The sequence below is a fragment of the Reichenbachiella sp. 5M10 genome (assembly GCF_002742335.1).
Lineage (GTDB): Bacteria > Bacteroidota > Bacteroidia > Cytophagales > Cyclobacteriaceae > Reichenbachiella.
Genome location: NZ_MDGR01000007.1, coordinates 2,192,079 through 2,211,452 on the forward strand (window position 1 = coordinate 2,192,079; position 19,374 = coordinate 2,211,452).

Below are 19,374 nucleotides of genomic sequence, written 5' to 3' on the forward strand. Positions count from 1 at the left end.
TCATGAAAAACGCATTAATATTAATCTTAGCTATTCTTCTATTGTCCTCATGTGAAAAAATATTCTTTGAGGATATAAAGTCAGAAAGTGAACCATATGAAAACTTCAATTACTTGTGGGAACAAGCAGATTTGAAATACTCATACTTTGAAGTCAAAAATATAGATTGGGACGACTCTTACACGAGACATGAAGCGATGCTCTATCCAGAGATGTCCGAAGATTCGCTATTTAGCGTATTGGGCAGCATGATCTCTGAGCTGAGAGACGACCACACCAACTTACTCTCTGCGGTCAACTACTCCTACTATGGAGTACGATACCACTATGCTGACAATTTTGATTTTAGGATCGTCGAAGACAACTACCTCAACGATCGTTGGATCAAATCAGGGCCATTTATTCACAACTTTATCGCGGATGGAAAAGTAGGATACATCCGTTTTTCTTCTTTTACAGGTACAGTGGATGATGTCAACTTGGACTATATCATCAACAAGTACAGTGTCGATGAAGTAGAAGGACTAGTCTTTGACATTCGCGAAAACGGTGGAGGAGCGGTAACTGATGTATTCAATATCCTTGCTCGATTCATCGATGACGAAACGGTCGTCTACAAATCTAGAATCAGAAACGGCAAAAACCACAGTGACTTCTCTGACCTAGAAGAAGCCATCGCTGAGCCAGCAGATGGCCCTAGATACACAAACAAACCTGTCATCTTCCTGTGTGATAGAGGAACCTACAGTGCAGGTTCATTCACTTCACTCTCTACCAAAGCCATCCCCAATATCACACTGATGGGAGACACTACTGGTGGAGGGCTCGGGTTACCAAATGGAGGTCAATTGCCAAACGGATGGGATTATCGTTTCTCTGTGACTCAAGCCATGAGTGTTGCTCAAGCCGATAGTTTAGAGGCAGGGTTCGAAGATATCATCAACCAAGAGAACTTCGAAAGAGGTGTACCACCAGATGTAGTAGTTAGCTTCGACTGGTCCGACTTGACCAAAGATGAAATTTTGGATGCTGCCATAGATAGGATCCTTAACCCTTAAACAAAGAACAACATCCTACTAAAAGCTGCTTCAAACCGAAGCAGCTTTTATTGTCACCATTTCACTTTTTACTTACCCAAGCGTTGTTGCGAATATGAAAGCGCCATGGCAACAAAGCATCCTCACCTGCATATGCAACTCCAATGCGTGCAGACACCTCTACCTCCGCATCTTCTACAGGCAATGCATCTTCGATATGCACCGCCTCCTCTAGCAACGACACCCCATCAACTGACCGATTGATGCCCATGACTTTGCATAATTTCCCTGGCCCGTCGGTCGCCGTGGACTCAGCGCCCCAAGGTGATAGGGGCTCCACCGCCCGTATCAGTACTGCATCAGCCTTGCCGACGGTATTGGTCACCACATTAAACAAGTGGTGAATGCCATAGCACAAATAAACATAGGCACAACCTCCCTCCCGATACATCGTTTCGGTGCGAGGTGTTCGTTTGCCATTGGAGGCATGACAGGCCAAATCATTCTGACCACAGTATGCTTCCGTCTCTACAATCTTGGCACGCAAGAGATTTCCATTGCAACGCACCACTAGTACCTTGCCGAGCAACTCCCTAGCTATCAAGACGACATCTTCACGCAAGTAAAAGGATTTAGGAAGTAGTGTAGTGTTGTTTGACATATTTCAATAACCGCACGACAATTTAGCCGTATATTCGATCAGAAATTTAAATCAATAATTGAATAACCATGAAAAAAATCAAACTCATCGCATTTGCTATCGCAAGTGCATTGACACTATCGACACTCAGCTCACAAGCACAGATCAGCACTCCACGTCCTAGCCCAGCTGGTTCAGTTTCCACCACAGTAGGCTTGACGGATATTGAAATCTCTTATTTCAGACCACAAATGAAGGGTAGAAAAATTTTCGGTGAGGGTTCTGATTTCCTTGTGCCTTTCGGTCAAAAATGGAGAGCGGGAGCTAACTCGGGGACCGTGATCACCTTCGGAGATGACGTCAAAGTAGCAGGACAAAACGTACCCGCTGGCGAATACCTATTGATCCTGACTCCTAGTGCATCTGAGTGGGAAATCATCCTATACTCTGACAAATCACTAGGGGCAAACGTCAACGGAACAGAAGCAGACAAAATCACTGTACAAACAAAAGTAGCCACTAGTCCACTCACGGAAGCCGTGCAAACACTAACCTACCAGATCACTGACCTCAGCGAAAACAGCCAAAATGCCAACATCCAAATGGCTTGGGAAAACACAGCCATCAACATCCCTGTAGAGGTATCTTTCGACGAGGAGATCATGGCTTCTATCGCCAAAAACACTGTAGTCAATCCTGGCAATTATGCTGCTGCTGCGAGATACTACTACGATACAGACAGAGACATGGACCAAGCTTTGGAGTGGATCAATGCCTACTTGGCTGCCGGAGACAACAACAAGCAATTCTGGAATATCTACCTCAAAGCACAAATATTAGCTAAGAAAGGCGACAAAAAAAACGCCATTAAAACAGCCAAACAATCCAAAGAATTGGCTACCGCTTCACCCAATGGTGACTTTGGCTATATCAAAAAGAATGACGAACTGATTGCTTCCCTCAAGTAAGCCAGCTCCCATCCGATCAAAAAGCGATGACCCAAAAAGGTCATCGCTTTTTTTTATTCCTCACCAAATGTGGTTTTCTTTGAAGAACGCCAACTTTTTCATTGGAACGTCTCAAATGCATTTGAGACAAAAGGAAGTTAACCAATAAGAAGAATATACCCCGCCACAAACTATTTGGATAATTTCTAACACATGAATCACTGCATAAAATACAGTATAATCCTTCTATTGGCCTGCACCGTTACAGCTATTCAAGCACAATTACGCGTAGACAGAGTGATCCCTCCGTCGTTTAACGCAGCGGCCATCATCAAACACTGTGATCACCCTGTAGGAGTCAAATACGGTGTCCCAAAAATCAAAATTCCTATCCGGACCCTCATCAAGGATGACCTCTACATCCCTATCAGTATGAATTACCACGCTATGGGCATCAAAGTCGAAGAGGAGGCAACATGGACTGGACTAGGATGGAACCTAGAAGCGGGTGGTTCAATCACGCGCATAGTTCGTGGAGAAAACGACTTGGCCCGAATAGACGAACCAAACAGTAAGGCATTAGGCTACCCTTTCGAGCACATCAAACCTTGTTTTGATGACTGTGAAGAGAATGAAAATGCAGCATTTCATGCAAAAGTTTGTGCAGGAGAGATAGATTCAGATCCTGACATATTCTTTTTCAACATACTAGGAATGAAAGGGAAATTTCTCATGACACCAGATCATGATAGTACAACCGACGTACTAGCCATCGAACTCCTTCATCCTCGAAAAATGACAGCTGAATTTGATTTGAATGATAACACATGGAAAATCAGTGACCAGCTCGGCTATCAATACCATTTCAAATACAGAGAGGTCACGCGATCTCTCAGCACTTATATCGACCAAAGACTCGACTCAACTCAAGTTGAAATTGACTTCTATAGTCAAAAAGCTACCACATCATGGTACATGAGTAAGATCATTTCTCCAAAAGGAGTCGAAGCAACATTCAAATATGACATCAATATTGACGGAGAATCAGCCTACCTCAGCAACAGTGCCTATCAAAAAATGAACATCAACGACGAAGAAGTTTGGGATGTACACTACACGTCCTACTGTTTTCCTGAGCATGTCGAAAATGTCCAGATCACCTCTGAGTACCTCCACGCTGATGTCTATCTCAAATCCATACAATTGGGAGAATACGTGGCTCATTTTACCAAATCAGAACAAGTAGGCATACGTACACACAAAGATGCCTACGGAGCAGGGACCAATCGCTACATCACTGAGACAGCAGAAGGACACCGTAGACAACAACTCGATCAGCTCGAAATCATACAAGGAGGCAACCCTATCGTGACTGCTCGGTTTGTCTATTCGCAATTCAAGAGCAATGCAAATACAAGCAATCCTCTCCTCACGCACCGTCTAAAATTAGACAGTTTAATACTCACCACGGCTGGAGAAACCCGAGACATGGGCTTTGACTATATCGAAAAACACGGGTTGCCAAGCAAAGAAAGCCATGCCCGAGACCTATGGGGATACAACAATGGAGAAGACGCCATTTTCAATATCACACCATCGGACTACTTCAACTACAGTCAGCCCGAAAAAATGCTCCAAGAAGAAGGTAAAACCAAGCACTATTCTCTCGATCACATCGTTGAGGGAACCATCAGCAAAATTGATTTTGGAGGCGGTAAATACAGAACCTATTTATTTGACCATCAGGAGTTTTTCAACATAGACGAAGAGATCACTAGTCACTTCACTCAAAATATGCAGGAAAGCAATTTCCAGAGCCACATCAAACCCTTCATTTTCGGAGGATTGAGAATCAAGGAAATTGTCGAGTCGTACCCCAAAGAAAAAATATACAAAGACTATATCTACAAAGTAAACAGACAGGAAACAGGTAACCTGATCATTACCCACTATAGTCACGCACACGATGGGTATGGACACAAAACCTCCGGCAATCATTGTGTCAAGTACCCTACTGTAAAGATCAAAACAGGTAAACTATTCAATGGACATAAATTTTAAAAGCATGAAGGCTGTATTGACCCTATTCGTCACAATACTGATATCAACCCCTCAGCTCTATGCTCAGGAAACAAACGGCATCTTCTTTGATCCCAGAGATGGTCAGGAATACGAAACTGTGTTTATCGAACTCGAGCTCGAAGGAGGTGTTTCCATCACCAAAGAGTGGATGGCTCAAAACCTAAACTACGCTTCTGAAGGGAGCTATTGCTACAACAACTACGAAGAATATTGTGATACTTTTGGTCGTTTGTACACTTGGGCAGGTGCACTAGAAGCTTGTCCCGCAGGGTGGCATATGACTGTCGATGCAGAGTGGGAAGCCATGACCAACAAGCATGGAGGCAAAAAATCGGCTGGTGCGACCTTCAAAGAAGGTGGGGAAAGTGGGCTCAACCTACTCATGGCAGGCTTTGGCGAACCTAACGGGGCCTATATAGATGTAGGCGTCAATGGATACTACTGGAAAAGAAAGAACCTCAACGATCAGGCCCCGGGCTTGATCACGATTCACAATGGAGTGGATTACTTCACAGATGATCACATCAATGCTTCGCACCGCAACAGCATCCGTTGCGTTCGTAACGATTGATCTCGATTACTTCTTTTCTAATGTCTTGAGAAAATCAACTACCGCGGACCAATAGCCTTGATGATCGCTATACCGCACCCACAACGCGCTCGATCCGTGATTGCCCAAGGTATCGGGTAGATAATAGTATTTAGACTCAATTGGGATCGCCTCATAGATAGAATCCCAGTTGGGTCTTTCGTTTTGGGCAGAGGTAATGAAAGCAGGGCAAGTGATATGAGCAGTACTTTGACTGATCCAATCCCCTGGCTTGCCTTGTGATTTGAAATACTCTCCAGGAGAAAATGCCAGTACAGCTTGTACAGCATAGGGACGATCCCCCGCATACTTCAGCGCTAGTGCTGATGAATAGCTACTTCCCCAAATGATGAGTTTATTGGAGGTTTGTGTTTTGGCATATGCAATAGCCGCCTCTATGTCTTGATAGGCATCCACATAGCGCGTCTGTCGCATCATAGCGCGAGCATTTTGGTTGGTCTCATTGCGAACACCATTGACCAAATTGCCAGAGCGCAAATCCACTGCGAGACAATTGTACCCAAGACGGTTCAATGTAGGAGCAATCTCCAAGTACTCTCCCCGACTCCACCCTGCTTGGTGGAACAAGACAATCATAGGAGCAGCAGCAGGGTGTGACATATGCAAATCCGCCACGACCTCTACGCCATCCGCTGCCTTGAAAGTGACCCGCTCAGCTGCATAGCTCAGCGTACTACATAAACAGAGGATCAGACTTAGAGATTGCTTCATAGTGTATTTTAGACTGCCACGTTGTTTTCTCTCAGCGCGTTGTTGAGAGATGTTTTCTTGTCAGTACTTTCTTTTCTCTTACCAATGATGATAGCGCATGGAACGTTGTATTCGCCTGCAGGGAATTTTTTGGCGTACGACCCAGGGATGACGACTGATCGCTCTGGCACATAGCCCTTGTACTCGACAGGCTCATCTCCAGTCACATCGATTACCTTCGAGCTCATGGTCAAGTTAACCCCTGATCCAAGTACTGCTTCTTTGCCTACTCTTACTCCTTCTACTACGATACATCTCGAACCGATGAAGGCATTGTCCTCGATGATCACAGGAGCTGCTTGTACAGGTTCGAGTACTCCTCCGATACCCACTCCACCACTGAGGTGTACGTTTTTACCAATCTGCGCACAGCTACCCACAGTTGCCCAAGTATCCACCATGGTCCCCTCGTCCACGTACGCTCCGATGTTGACATACGAAGGCATCAGTACTGTACCTGGTGAGATGTATGCTCCGTATCTCGCTACAGCGTGAGGCACTACTCGTACACCCAATTTGTCATAGTCCTTCTTCAAAGCCATCTTGTCATGAAACTCAAAGCACCCAACTTCTATTTTCTCCATTTTTCTCAATGGGAAATACAGTATCACCGCTTTCTTCACCCAGTCATTCACTTTCCATCCTTCCGCAGTAGGTTCAGCAGTTCTCAATCTACCTTTGTCCAATTCTTCGATTACATATTCAATCGCCTGCACCACCTCTGGCTGGCTCAATTTTGATCGGTCTTCCCAAGTATCCTCTACTAGTTTCTTGATGTCTTCCATCTTATCTTTGGTATTAAATTAAAAAATTGACTTAGTATCATTCCTGCGTAAAAGCACCGCAATATTACATACATTTGAATTCATGCCGAAGGAAAAAATCGCAATCATTTCCCTACTCAAACCTGTAGATGACATACGATCCTATCAAAAGATCGCCCGTTCTATTGGAGTGAAGTACCCAGGCGAAATTCACCTCATAGGTTACCCCAGCCAAACCTCCCACGAAACTGAAGCGCCATATCGTTTCCACCCGCACCCTTATTTTGGTAGACTCAGCTTCGGCAGATTATTGGTTCCTATTCGTGTACTGTGGCAACTCTGTCGATTAAAACCCAAACTCATCATCGTCAACTCTCCTGAATTGTTGCTCACGACTGTTCTCATCAAACTTTGCTTTGGGAGCAAAATCTGGTACGACATCCAAGAAAACTACTTCTACAACCTCTGGCATCAGCAAGTCTATCCTCCAATCATTCGTCACGCCTTGGCTGTATTGGTACGTAGCAAAGAGCGATTGCTAGCTCCTTTTTTTGATCATTATCTCCTTGCCGAGAAATGCTACAAACAAGAACTCTCCTACCTCCGCGACAGATACACGATTCTAGAAAACAAAACACTTCCTTCAGCTGTAGTTCACAAGAGGCCCCGTAAGTCAGACGCTCCTATTCGTCTGCTCTTTAGCGGTACGGTCACAGCCAACACTGGCATCCTACAAGCTCTACGCATTGCTCAATCCATCGCTGACTCTGAATCTATAGAACTCCATATTGTAGGACATTGCTCGGAAGAGGCGCTCTACAAAGAGCTCCAGCAACACGAAGCACCATGGTTACAACTCAACATCTCTAAAACTCCCCTGCCTTACTACGAGATCGAACATGCAATCGCACAAGCAGATGTAGGGATCATCAGCTATTCTATCAACCCAAGTAATGCTCGTTGCATGCCTACCAAAGTCTATGAATACTGTGCAAGAAAACTGCCCATCCTTTACGAGTCAGGCTGTCATTGGGAAGCGTTTATCCATGACAATGGACTGGGGCTTGGTGTCGATTTCAACTCTCCTGACCCAAACGCAATACGTGCATTTCTACACACCGCCGTTACAAGTACTCCACCGAATCAAGGCGCACAAAAGGCCCTTTGGCATACAGAAGAATTAAAACTGATGAAACTATTCGAGAAGGAAATAAACAATAAGAGCACCAAACAAAACGCCCGCCACACTGGCGCCTACTCTTCTGATCGATAAAAATCCGTCGTGACACCACTCTCTAGCAAAGTGAAATGATTGACCCCTTGTATGGTGATCCCAAAGGGCTCGTCACTAGAAGTCAAAGCGATATTTTGATCCGACTGAATGGTCAAAATAAGCCGCTCTCGCTTGCCACGACTGATGGTCCATAGGTAAAAATTGTTGTTGATCTCGTCAAAACCTATGAGTCCCTCCCTTAAGTAAGCCTCTCCATCTTTGTGTTCTATCTCAAAGGCATGCTCGTAGATTTGATTGAAATGAATCCGTGTATCATCTGTCCCTTTGAATGAACCATGAAGCATGGCCAGTATTTTTCGCGCATTTTGCTCCTCATCTCCAGTCGGTTTGATCTTAGAAGACAATTCGATAGCCAATGCCAGTTTGGTACGAATTGAGTCAGCCGTTTGTCTCGTGCTATCAAACGTATGAGGGACGGGAATCTGCAAAAAGAATTCATTGAAAGAAGCCATCCCATTTTTGGTCCGCTGTATTTTCTTTTGTCGACCGATGACATAGACACGAACTACCTGACCATAGACAATACGCCCTTGGTCTTCATTGATATCCTCCACAAGGATACTGTTCGCATCTAGGTCAGCCAGTAGTACTTTTCGATCGTAGTGTGATTTGCGATTGACCAATGTAGGGACATCCGAAGACGTGTTCTTGATGTTCACCATACCCGTTTCCGCATTGTAAAAAAAACGATTGCTCCACCACTCTTGGGTCTGAGCATTGTAGTATGTGATATTTATTTTCCGTTCAAGCCATGAGATGGTCTCAGACAGCTCTTCTTGAGTACCTTGAGCCTTTCCCTCAAAAACTATCAATGAAACAAATACCAACAACAATCCAAGCAAATTCTTCATCAATCGATAGTTTAAGGATAAGACTCCCACCATTTGGGGTACAGCACATCGAGGGAATCCATGGTGATGGGCTGACCAATTTGTGGAGTAATCAAAGACAGAGACAACTCCTTGGCTCTTTGACTCACCCGCCAAACCGGATCTCTCCAATCGTGAAAAGCCAACACAAACGCACCCCAATGGATCGGCATGATCACCTTGGCTTGGACATCTACTCCAGCTTGCGCGGTTTCTTCTGGAGACATATGTATGGCACTCCAGCGCGGATCATACTGTCCACACTCCATCATTGCAAAGTCAAAAGGGCCATATTTCTCTCCGATTGCTTTGAAATGGGGTCCATACCCACTGTCTCCACTGAAATACATCGTCTCGTGCTTTCCTCTAAAAACCCACGACCCCCACAGCGTAGCATTGCGATCTCCCAGACCCCTGCCCGAAAAGTGTCTCGAGGGAGTAAGCACCAAACCAATACTCCCCAGACTCGTTTCATCCCACCAGTTGAGCACCTCGATTCGGTCTGGGTTTACACCCCAGCGTTCGAAATGGGCGTCTACTCCCAGAGGAACATAAAACCTACCTACCTTTTCCTTGAGTTTTTGGATCGAGCCATAGTCCAAATGATCATAATGATCATGTGAAATAATCACCGCATCCAGGTGTGGTATTTTTTCTATCGCCAAAGGCAGCCCTTCTGTAAATCTAGACTTGCCCAACATCGGATGTGGTGCAGGTACATCACCTAGCATTGGATCAATAAGTATTTTGGCTCCATCCATCTCCAGCAAGATTGCTGAATGACCAAACCATGTCACTCTGGTTTTCTGGTTCCGCACCACCTCCAGTGAATCCAAATGCTCAGGGATGATTTTCGTGTGCGGTGCACGCTCTGCCTTGCCAAAAAACTGATCCTTGAGTATACTCATGATATTGGCAACACTCATATCCATCTCCGTAGGAATCAAGTTGACAAAGCCTCCATTTTCGTGATGATCAAGCCGATCATATGCTTCCAGATCAGCAGGTGATTGTTTGCCTCCAAACTCCGGACTGAAGCGAATAAACAACCCACCCCCTACTACCACCAAGGCAATGAATAAACCAATACTTATCAATACCATGAAGAATACCTTTTTGAATCCGTTCACTAGATTATTGTTTCCCCAATGCCTCCTTTGCAGCTGAGATACTTTCTTGAATCTTAGCATTCATGGCTTGAGCGGACACTTTTTGCGCTTTCATCTTTTCCAGCGAACGATTAGCTTGTGCTTTGGCCTCTTCACCATCCAAGGACTCAGGCAATCCGTTGAGTAACTCCTCGCCACTAAAATCGTTGGACAAGTCTCTCATCCAAATCATCATGCCATCATGTGCATCTGTCAACTCTTGGATGAGCTGCACACGTGCACTGTCCACCTCGACACTATCTGCTTGTGCTACCAATTCACTTTTGAGTTGAATGATAGTTCCCATTTCAGCCATGGCCACATCATGAATATCCATCACTTCTGTCTTGAGTTCATTGAACTCAAGACTAATAGGATCTGTTTTTTTGGTCGCACATGAGACCATCGACAAGACCAGTAGGCCTAGCATATATACTTGTACTTTCATCAATTCTTTACTTATTCAAATTCAATTACAATATCATTGGACTCCACCAAGTCACCTGCACTGAGGTACACTTTTTTCACCACGCCAGTCTCAGTTGCAGTAATCGTGGTCTCCATCTTCATCGCCTCAATCACAAAAAGTGGGTCATTGTCTTTCACTCGATCTCCTGCCTTCACTTTGATTTCAACCAACTTGCCAGGTATCGGAGCACCTATTTCTAAGTCTCCTTCTGCCTTTTTATTGATGGGCTTAGCTGCAGTCTGGTTTTGATCCAATACGCGAATCATTCGTGTCTGGCCATTGAGCTCAAAATACACATCACACTGACCAGACTCATCTGGTTTGGACTGGTATAAGAACTTGATGATGATAGACTTTCCTTTTTCCAGCTCTACCAAAATCTCTTCGTTTTCTTTCAATCCAAAGAAGAAAGCTCTAGTAGGCAACTTCATCACCTCGCCAAACATCTTCCATCTGTTGTAGAAATCTTTGAATACTTTGGGGTAGAGTTTGAATGACAAGAAGTCTAGTTCGTCACAGTACTCGTCGAACTCCTCCTGAAACGCCTTCATCTCTACATCAAAATCGATTGGCTCGAGATGTGCATTGGGACGCTCGGTAAAGGGCTTCTCCCCTTTTAGTATCACCTTTGACAGCTCCATCGGGAAGCCACCTGCCGGCTGACCAAGCTCTCCTTTGAACAAACTCACTACCGACTCTGGGAATGACAATGACTTGTTGGTCATCACATCCTCTGGAGTTAGATTGTTAGAGGTCATATAAATCGCCATGTCACCGACCACCTTAGAAGATGGGGTTACTTTGACAAGGTCTCCAAACATCTTGTTGACGATGGCGTAGTTCTTTTTCACTTCTTGGAACTTGTCTCCCAAGCCCAACGATTCGGCCTGTGGACGCAAGTTGCTGTACTGTCCTCCTGGGATCTCATGGTCGTAGACTTCAGCATTTCCAGCTTTCAATCCAGACTCGAACGGGTAGTAATACTCACGTACATCCTCCCAATAATTAGAATAGTCGTTGAGTGATTTTACATCAAACTGATGCGCTCTCTCATGCCCTTCCATCACGTGTAAGAAGGAGTTGAAGTTGGGCTGAGAAGTCAACCCTGACATAGAGCCCAACGCCAAGTCTACCACATCCACTCCTGCATTGACTGCTGAGTGATAGGTCGTTGACTGTATGGATGATGTATCATGTGTATGCAAGTGAATCGGTAGATCCACCGCCTTCTTCAATTCGGTGATTAGCAGCTCTGCACTCTTAGGCTTGAGTAGACCTGCCATGTCCTTGATAGCCAACATGTGTACCCCCTCATCTTCGAGCTGACGAGCGAGTGTGAGGTAGTAGTCCAAGTTGTATTTCGAGTTGTTCTCAAATACATCACCTGTATAGCAGATACACCCTTCAGCCAGCGCGCCTGTTCTTTCCGTCACAGCCTTGATACTGACCTTCATGGCCTCTATCCAGTTGAGTGAATCAAAAATCCTGAATACATCCATACCATTCTCCCAGGACTTCTCGATGAACTTCTCTACGAGGTTGTCTGGATAGGCTTTGTATCCCACACCATTCGATCCTCTAAACAGCATCTGGAGCAGTACGTTAGGCATAGCCGCTCGTAGCAATTTCAATCGCTCCCATGGATTTTCGTTCAAGAAACGCATACACACATCGAAAGTCGCTCCACCCCACACTTCCATCGAGAAGATGTTCGGGTGATTTTTCGCAAAGCCCTCTGCGACTTTGAGCATATCTTGCGTACGCATACGAGTCGCCAATAGCGACTGGTGCGCGTCTCTAAAAGTCGTGTCGGTATAGTGTATTTTCGTATCGTTCTTCAACCAATCCACAAATCCCTCCCTGCCCAATGCAGTGAGTTTATCTTTAGTACCCTCAGGATACGCACCTGCTTTGTCAAACTCAGGAATGATAGGTGCTCTAAAGACTTTTTGCTCATCTACACGCTTCACATCTGGGTTGCCATTGACAGAGATGTTGCCGAGGTAGCGGAGCAGTTTGGTACCGCTATCCTTGCGACGCGGCATATCAAATAGTTCTGGATGTTCCTCGATGAACTTGACCGTTGCTTTCCCTTTGTAGAACTCAGGGTGCGTGATCACCTTGTTGACAAAACCAATATTGGTCTTGACTCCACGGATTCTAAATTCTTTGAGCGCTCTACTGAGACGCTGAGACGCTCCTTCGAGCGTTCTACCCCATGAACTCACCTTCACCAGCATCGAATCAAAGAAGGGTGAGATATTCACGCCCGAGTAGCAGTTGCCCGCATCGAGACGAATCCCAAATCCACTGGCACTACGGTAAGCGATCACGCGTCCATAGTCTGGACTAAAGTTGTTAGCAGGGTCCTCTGTCGTGATACGGCACTGGATTGCATAGCCATGACATTCTACATCCTCTTGTGACTTGATGAAAATCTCCTTGTCGGAAAGTTTGTGTCCCATCGCGATCAATATCTGCGAACGGACAATATCAACACCCGTCACTTCTTCAGTGATTGTGTGCTCCACTTGCACTCGTGGATTTACTTCGATGAAGTAGATATTTTCTTCTTGATCCACCAAAAACTCTACCGTACCCACATTGCTGTACTCCACAGATTTTGTGATATTGAGCGCGTATTTATAGAGTTTGTCTTTGGTTTCTTGTTTGATCGAAATACAAGGAGCGACCTCTACCACCTTCTGAAAGCGACGCTGTACCGAGCAGTCTCTCTCAAAGAGGTGAATCAAATTGCCATGCCTATCCCCCATGATTTGCACTTCGATATGCTTGGGGTTGTCAATGAATTTTTCGATGAATATCGTATCGTCTCCAAACCCCATCAAAGCTTCTTTCCGTGCTTCGCTGAAAGACTGGGCAAGTTTAGACTCTTCGCGTACTACACGCATACCACGTCCACCACCACCAGCAGCCGCTTTGACCATCACTGGAAAACCAATACGTTTGGCTTCCTTCATCGCGATCTCCACTGACGTAATATCCTCCTGGCTATCTTCGATCACAGGTACCTCAGCAGCAATGGCGATTTTCTTCGCAGCTACTTTGTCTCCCAGCCGTTCCATCACTTCTGGATCTGGCCCGACGAAAATTATCCCCGCTTCTTGAATCTTACGAACAAATGTCACATTCTCTGACAAGAAACCATACCCTGGGTGGATAGCGTCTACGTCATTGGCCTTGGCTACTGCGATGATCTCATCGATATCCAAATACGGCTTGAGAGGATCATCATCCGCACCGATCTGATACGCTTCATCTGCTTTGTATCGGTGGAGCGAATAGCGGTCTTCGTACGTGTACATCGCCACGGTCCGAATCTCGAGTTCGTTGGCAGCACGCAATATTCTGATGGCAATTTCTCCTCGATTGGCAACTAGGAGCTTCTTGATAGGTCTTAGATTCTTGAGATGATCCATATAGGATATGACAGGTTTAAATGATAAAATTCGTCTTACAACAAAGTAAAATTAAACTGACTTTAACCCAATGCACAGGCTAAAGTCAAGTTTTTCTAAAGCTACAAATTGTTCTTAATTCAATCTTGCACTTTTCGATATTTTGAAAGCCCGATAAGCATTTAATTTTGAAAGAATTGGACCGCATGTACATTATCACATGAAAACATCCTCTTCTTTTTCAGAAATGGATATCATACCCAAACGTGACTTATCAGGCTATAGGCTCATTGGGCTCTATGTGGATGGAAATCAATCCAAGGTGTGGAATTTGCACATGCAACTCATCTTGAAGCCGATGAGCCAAATCATGGCCTTCTTTGACAGAGATACTACCATCGACCCAAGCGTGCAAATCAACGTGATGTTTCATCCCCGCTTTCCGTATGAGACACTTTTCTGTACCCAATATCCCTTCTACTGAGATCGACACCTCTCGAATCTCCTCTATCAAATCATCGTAGCGGTGTTCGTCCATAAGTTCTCCTATGGCTGGGCGAAAGATCAAAAAGCTATTGTATAAAATAAAAACAGAAGCCAGCAAAGCAGCCCAATCATCCGCTGTCTCATAGCCCTTGCCAAAAATCAAGGCTATAGAAATCCCAATGAATGCAGTCACCGAGGTAATGGCGTCACTGCGGTGGTGCCATGCATCAGCACGGAGCGAACTGCTATTGGTTTGCTTACTTTTTCGAATGACAATTCGAAACGAAACTTCCTTCCAAAGAATGATTACTGCCAGAACTATCAGAGTCCAGGGGTGTGGGATTTTGTGAGGTGTTTGAATATGAATGATACTTTCATAGGCAATATACAGGGCTGAGCTCACCAAAAAACCCACTACCAACAGTGTGACAACAGGTTCTATTTTCCCATGCCCATAGGGGTGATTTTTGTCTGCAGGGCGTTTGGCGTAGTTGAGTCCTAGCCATACTAATAGGGACGAAAACACATCCGCTGACGACTCGATCGCATCAGCTATCAGCGCATAGGAGTTGCCAAAGAACCCCGCAGCACCTTTGATCAAAGCCAAACTAAGGTTTCCAACTATACTAAAATAGGTTGTCTTAATGGCCGACTCTTCGTTGTTCATTTTTTGAAATGATTACCTATCACGTGACATAAACAATGCCTCACAATATCTATCTAGAAGAAGCCCTCTGGCTAGCTGGTGATACGCGATTGTCCAGAGACCTTGCATCACCAGTAGTCCTGTGGATTGTTATACTTTCTTTACACGCACTGCATTCAAACCTTTCAAGCCTTGCTCCAACTCGAAGCTCACCTTGTCATGCTCTTTGATTTCCTCTGTTGTCCCATTGACGTGTACGAAGTATTTGTCGTGTGTATCTTGCTCAATAATGAACCCAAAACCCTTGGAATGATCAAAGAAATCTACTCGCCCTACATGTACCGGATCAACGTCTGCGTCATCCTTTTTGGGAGTGCTGATTTCGATGCTCTTCGCATTTACTTTCTTCTTTTTCGTCGGGTCTGGTGGCGTATCTGTGAAATTCCCATCCTCGTCGACATACATGATCATATCTTCGAGATCAGAGCTCTTCGCATTTTCTTTGCGCTCTTCTTTCTTTTGCTGTTTGTCTTGGCGCTTTTTTAAGCGTTTCTTTTCTTTTTCTTTCTTATTGAATGTTTGTTGCGATTTCGCCATTTTAGATGTTTAATGTGTACCCACGTCACGTTTCGATGGACGAAACTATGTAGCTTTATGAGAATTCGGTCGCAAGATAGCAAAAACGCGGTTTCGGTATGGTATCCTACACCGAGAAAACTTTTCGAAATGCGTTCAGAGCGACGAATCGACATCCATCTCTCCTAAACTGCCACAACTCTACGGGGAAATTATCTCGGATCCACGGCAAGCGACTTGTGTGAGCCATCACAACTCGGCATTTTTTTTGACAAGCCACATACACAATCATTCAACCCTATTCCTTTAAGGATGCGTGGAGTATATTTGGCGATTCTCGTTTCTCGGGTCTTCGATTGTTTGGCTCCTGCAAAATAGAGTTTGTAAGCCCGCTGCCTTCCTGGAGTCAAAGCCTCAAAAGCACTCTTCAAGTTCTGATCACCTTCCATTGCCTTTCGAAACTCCTCTGGCGTATCAAAATCTTCTGTTTTCTTCATATCCACCTTGAGTCCCGCTCTCTCCACTTCGATGGCTTGGTAAATATAGGTCTTCAGAATCGCCTCCTTTTCGACAATCTCCTGCTTGCTGACAAAACGAATTTGACGCCCCGACTGCACATTTTCGGTCTGTTGGGTGAGCAGCTTATCCGTGTCTTGGATCAAAGCTCCTTTGAAGAAATTCAACGCACAGTACTCCTTAAAACCATGTATCAGTACAACATTGGCTTGTTGAAAAGTATAGCATGGGACACGCCATTTAAGTTCTTCAGTCAGTCCACACTCCAACACAAGCACTCTCAGCAACTCCATCTCCTCTTCCCACTTCGTGAGGTTATCAAAGAACTCATCAACTTTAGGATTCATGATTTATCGTCTGCCTTTATAATTATTTCTTTAGTCGCACATGACTAAATTTCAAAATGGCTACAAAAACACACCCTCCTATGGCGTTTCCGACTGTCGCCCAAAACTGGAAATGGAGGTAGTCCAGGTATGTGATCTCCGAACTGGTAATCATGCCTGTAAATACCTCAATCGAACCAACAATGCAATGGTGCAAACCAGCCACACCAATGATCGTAGTGACCATAGCGATCAAGAGGATTCTACTGATAGTTTCTTGTGCAGAAGTCACCAGCCACCCCAACAAACCCATCATCCATCCTGCCAACAAAGCACTGAGCAAGATCACGTCCCACCGGTATTCTATGAGCTCATGAGCCAAGTGATAGAATGCATTCTGGTGAATAAACCCTACAGCAGGACCGATTTTGGAAATCAACAATCCAAACAAAAAACCACCCAACAAATTACCTGAATAGACCAACCCCCAAAGTGTAAAGAAATTCTTGAGGCTTACCGATCCATCGAGAACAGGCAATATCGCAAGAGCCGTATGTTCGGTAAACAACTCTGAGCGTCCGATAATCACAAAAATAAAGCCCAGTGGATAACACATGGCCAGTACCAATTTGAGCGTCGTAGGGTCCATCTCGCTACCAAACATAGTAAAAATAGTACCCATCAGCAGAATACTGAACCCAATCTCCAAACCCGCCGTAAACGCCGACATAAACAATCCTGTAGTAGACCGATTGAATTCCTTGAGACTAGCATCTATCTGTTCCTCCAAGATTTGCTTGACTTCCTTGGGTTTGTCATGACCACTCTCGGGTTCTGCTTGCTTACCAAATAATTTCATAGACGTAGAAAATAAATTTACATTTCGGCTTTAGAGCCACTCGCGCTTCTTGAAATATACAAACATAGAACCAGTGATCAGCACCATCACTCCCCAAATGATAGGATAAGAGTACTGATAGTCCAATTCTGGCATAAACTTAAAGTTCATACCATATATCCCCACTATCAATGTCAAAGGACTGAAAATCAAGGTATAAATTGTCAACAACCGCATGATCTCATTCAGTTTGTTGGACATACTGGTATGATAGATATTGAGCTGATCTGAGAGCAATTCTCGATATGTCTCAATCGATTCTGTTGCGATCGTGACATGGTCCAACAAATCCTTCAGGAAATGTTTGTTGCGCTTGTCAATAAAATCAGACTTTTCAAATTGAATCACCGCTTCACGCACTGGACGGATTGCTTTACGTAAATAATTGATCTCCCTTTTGTAGAAATTGATTTTCTCTAAAACCGATTTATCGGGGTTGATCAGTACCTCTTCGTCTATCTGATCGATTTTTTCTCCGAACTGTTCAATGGCAAAAATATAGTTGTCGACGATCGCATCTAACAAAGCATACGCCAAATAATCCATCGTACGGTTTCGAATTCTAGCTTTGGGCTTGCGCATGCGCTCTCGAACGGGGTTGAGTACATCTCCAGGCACTTCTTGAAACGTAAACAAGTAGTTTTCACCGAGCACCATACTGAACTGCTCCGACACTGTGACATCCTTTGCCTCATCGTAGTGAATCATACGTAGCACGACATACAAATTACCGTTGTAATCCTCACATTTAGGACGCTGAGATGTATCCAATATATCCTCAAGAAGGAGTAAGTCCATATTCATCCGCGAACCGATCATTTCAATCAACTTCTCGTCATGTACCCCATCAATATTGACCCAACTCTTACCCTTGGCATCAATCTTCTCAAAAATCTCTTCTACTTTCTCAAAATCATATTCTTCACACACTTTTTCATCGAACCGAATCACCTGAATCAACGGCTTGTCCATCTTCTTTTGACCGACGAAGATCAAAGAACCAGGCGCTGCTCCTTTTTTGAGCACAGCTTGGCTTGCTGGTTTGTCCGTTTTCCACAGCCCCAATTCTCTCAAACTAAATGGCTTAAACATTGATTTCATACACTTAGAATTATATCCCTCTGTTCAAAGATAACTCATCAGGATTGACCACATGCTGTTTTGCCCCTGCAAATCTTTCTATGATATCGTCCGTAGTGAGTACAGATGCATAGCGGTTTTTCAAGCTATTGATCGTGCCTTGTTGGAGCTCTGGCGTCACAGTCGTACAGGCGTCCTCTACCATCGTGACGAGATATCCAAGATCACAAGCATCCCGAATGGTTGTCTCCACACACTCATTGGTATACACTCCTGCCACAATGAGTTCGTTGACACGTAGATTTTGTAGAATATAATTAAGGTTGGTAGATGAGAAGACTCCACTAGCTGTTTTATTCACCACGATCTCGTCACCTTGCGGAGCTACTTCAGGCAAAAATTCAGCTTCCTTGGAACCAGGAGCAGCGAGAAGCCCCAGCCTTTTGTGCCCATTGCTACGATCTCTCCCGTCTTGGGTCATGGCCTGTATACGAGTATGAATCACTTCTATCTTTTTGTTTCTAAACGTCTCGAGTAACCGCCGTACATTGGGGAGCACATGACCATTGAGCGTATCAAAATAATACTCCTGTTGCTCTACAGGTATTCCTGAAGTCGCCACATCCTTGAACACCCCATAGCCACGTGCTGCATCCAGATACTGAATATCAATAATGAGCAAAGCGACTTCTAAATGCTCCAAGTGCTCCTGTCTCTCAACCGAGCTATCATCAACGATCTCATGATAGTACTCCTTGAGTGGGTCTAAGGAATCTTCAGGTCGTAGGTCTCTGTGTATGTCTGTCATGGAGGAAAA

18 protein-coding genes are annotated in these 19,374 nt (G+C 44.6%); 5 read left to right on the forward strand and 13 right to left on the reverse strand.

Annotation, left to right across the window (positions count from 1 at the left end):
• The first annotated feature begins 2 nt into the window (after positions 1–2).
• The gene (locus BFP72_RS08855; RefSeq protein WP_099598795.1) at positions 3–1,058 is read left to right on the forward strand and encodes a S41 family peptidase; all 1,056 of its coding nucleotides are present in this window, start codon (positions 3–5) and stop codon (positions 1,056–1,058) included.
• Between the two features lie 61 nt (positions 1,059–1,119).
• Here the strand turns inward: BFP72_RS08855 and BFP72_RS08860 are convergent, their stop codons facing one another.
• Positions 1,120–1,698, reverse strand: a complete 579-nt coding sequence (locus tag BFP72_RS08860; RefSeq protein ID WP_099598796.1) for a DNA-3-methyladenine glycosylase — start codon at positions 1,696–1,698, stop codon at positions 1,120–1,122.
• 68 nt (positions 1,699–1,766) lie between these two features.
• Here BFP72_RS08860 and BFP72_RS08865 point away from each other — a divergent pair, with 68 nt between their 5' ends.
• The 3 genes from BFP72_RS08865 to BFP72_RS08875 all read left to right on the forward strand — a co-directional run bounded on the left by BFP72_RS08865 (position 1,767) and on the right by BFP72_RS08875 (position 5,277).
• Complete coding sequence (locus BFP72_RS08865) at positions 1,767–2,645, forward strand: DUF2911 domain-containing protein (RefSeq protein WP_099598797.1); 879 nt, start codon at positions 1,767–1,769, stop codon at positions 2,643–2,645.
• 192 nt (positions 2,646–2,837) lie between these two features.
• Positions 2,838–4,685 carry a hypothetical protein gene (locus tag BFP72_RS08870; protein ID WP_143520002.1) on the forward strand — a complete coding sequence of 616 codons (1,848 nt, stop codon included), beginning with the start codon at positions 2,838–2,840 and terminating at the stop codon, positions 4,683–4,685.
• Between the two features lie 4 nt (positions 4,686–4,689).
• Positions 4,690–5,277, forward strand: a complete 588-nt coding sequence (locus BFP72_RS08875) for an FISUMP domain-containing protein (protein WP_158233350.1) — start codon at positions 4,690–4,692, stop codon at positions 5,275–5,277.
• A gap of 6 nt (positions 5,278–5,283) precedes the next feature.
• On the opposite strand, the gene BFP72_RS08880 is transcribed toward BFP72_RS08875, so the two are convergent.
• Together BFP72_RS08880 and BFP72_RS08885 are read right to left on the reverse strand one after the other, a co-directional pair.
• Positions 5,284–6,027 (reverse strand): alpha/beta hydrolase, encoded by a 744-nt coding sequence (locus BFP72_RS08880; protein WP_099598800.1) that lies wholly within the window; start codon positions 6,025–6,027, stop codon positions 5,284–5,286.
• An 8-nt stretch (positions 6,028–6,035) separates the two neighbouring features.
• Entirely contained in the window at positions 6,036–6,851 is an 816-nt protein-coding gene (locus BFP72_RS08885) for a 2,3,4,5-tetrahydropyridine-2,6-dicarboxylate N-succinyltransferase (RefSeq protein ID WP_099598801.1), read from the reverse strand.
• An 82-nt stretch (positions 6,852–6,933) separates the two neighbouring features.
• Between BFP72_RS08885 and BFP72_RS08890 the strand changes: the two genes are divergently transcribed.
• A complete protein-coding gene (locus BFP72_RS08890) occupies positions 6,934–8,103 on the forward strand; it encodes a hypothetical protein (RefSeq protein ID WP_099598802.1) in 1,170 nt (389 codons plus the stop codon).
• Here the strand turns inward: BFP72_RS08890 and BFP72_RS08895 are convergent.
• The 10 genes from BFP72_RS08895 to BFP72_RS08940 all read right to left on the reverse strand — a co-directional run bounded on the left by BFP72_RS08895 (position 8,085) and on the right by BFP72_RS08940 (position 19,365).
• Entirely contained in the window at positions 8,085–8,975 is an 891-nt protein-coding gene (locus BFP72_RS08895) for a hypothetical protein (protein WP_099598803.1), read from the reverse strand. The two genes, BFP72_RS08890 and BFP72_RS08895, sit on opposite strands and share 19 nt — an antisense overlap.
• An 11-nt stretch (positions 8,976–8,986) precedes the next feature.
• Entirely contained in the window at positions 8,987–10,096 is a 1,110-nt protein-coding gene (locus BFP72_RS08900; protein ID WP_099600735.1) for an MBL fold metallo-hydrolase, read from the reverse strand.
• Positions 10,097–10,127: 31 nt separating this feature from the next.
• Positions 10,128–10,589: a hypothetical protein gene (locus tag BFP72_RS08905; protein ID WP_099598804.1), complete on the reverse strand. Its 462-nt coding sequence runs from the start codon at positions 10,587–10,589 to the stop codon at positions 10,128–10,130.
• Between the two features lie 11 nt (positions 10,590–10,600).
• On the reverse strand, positions 10,601–14,050 hold the full coding sequence (locus tag BFP72_RS08910; protein WP_099598805.1) for a pyruvate carboxylase: 3,450 nt from the start codon (positions 14,048–14,050) through the stop codon (positions 10,601–10,603).
• A 253-nt stretch (positions 14,051–14,303) separates the two neighbouring features.
• Positions 14,304–15,182 (reverse strand): cation diffusion facilitator family transporter, encoded by an 879-nt coding sequence (locus BFP72_RS08915; RefSeq protein ID WP_099598806.1) that lies wholly within the window; start codon positions 15,180–15,182, stop codon positions 14,304–14,306.
• Positions 15,183–15,311: 129 nt separating this feature from the next.
• Positions 15,312–15,758 (reverse strand): cold-shock protein, encoded by a 447-nt coding sequence (locus BFP72_RS08920; RefSeq protein WP_099598807.1) that lies wholly within the window; start codon positions 15,756–15,758, stop codon positions 15,312–15,314.
• Between the two features lie 191 nt (positions 15,759–15,949).
• Positions 15,950–16,600, reverse strand: coding sequence for a DUF1801 domain-containing protein (locus BFP72_RS08925; RefSeq protein WP_099598808.1), 651 nt, complete (start codon positions 16,598–16,600; stop codon positions 15,950–15,952).
• Positions 16,601–16,622: 22 nt separating this feature from the next.
• On the reverse strand, positions 16,623–17,438 hold the full coding sequence (locus BFP72_RS08930) for a formate/nitrite transporter family protein (protein WP_099598809.1): 816 nt from the start codon (positions 17,436–17,438) through the stop codon (positions 16,623–16,625).
• A gap of 30 nt (positions 17,439–17,468) precedes the next feature.
• Positions 17,469–18,578 (reverse strand): magnesium/cobalt transporter CorA, encoded by a 1,110-nt coding sequence (gene corA, locus BFP72_RS08935; RefSeq protein ID WP_221406496.1) that lies wholly within the window; start codon positions 18,576–18,578, stop codon positions 17,469–17,471.
• Positions 18,579–18,588: 10 nt separating this feature from the next.
• The gene (locus tag BFP72_RS08940; RefSeq protein WP_099598811.1) at positions 18,589–19,365 is read right to left on the reverse strand and encodes a cysteine hydrolase family protein; all 777 of its coding nucleotides are present in this window, start codon (positions 19,363–19,365) and stop codon (positions 18,589–18,591) included.
• Positions 19,366–19,374 lie beyond the last annotated feature (9 nt).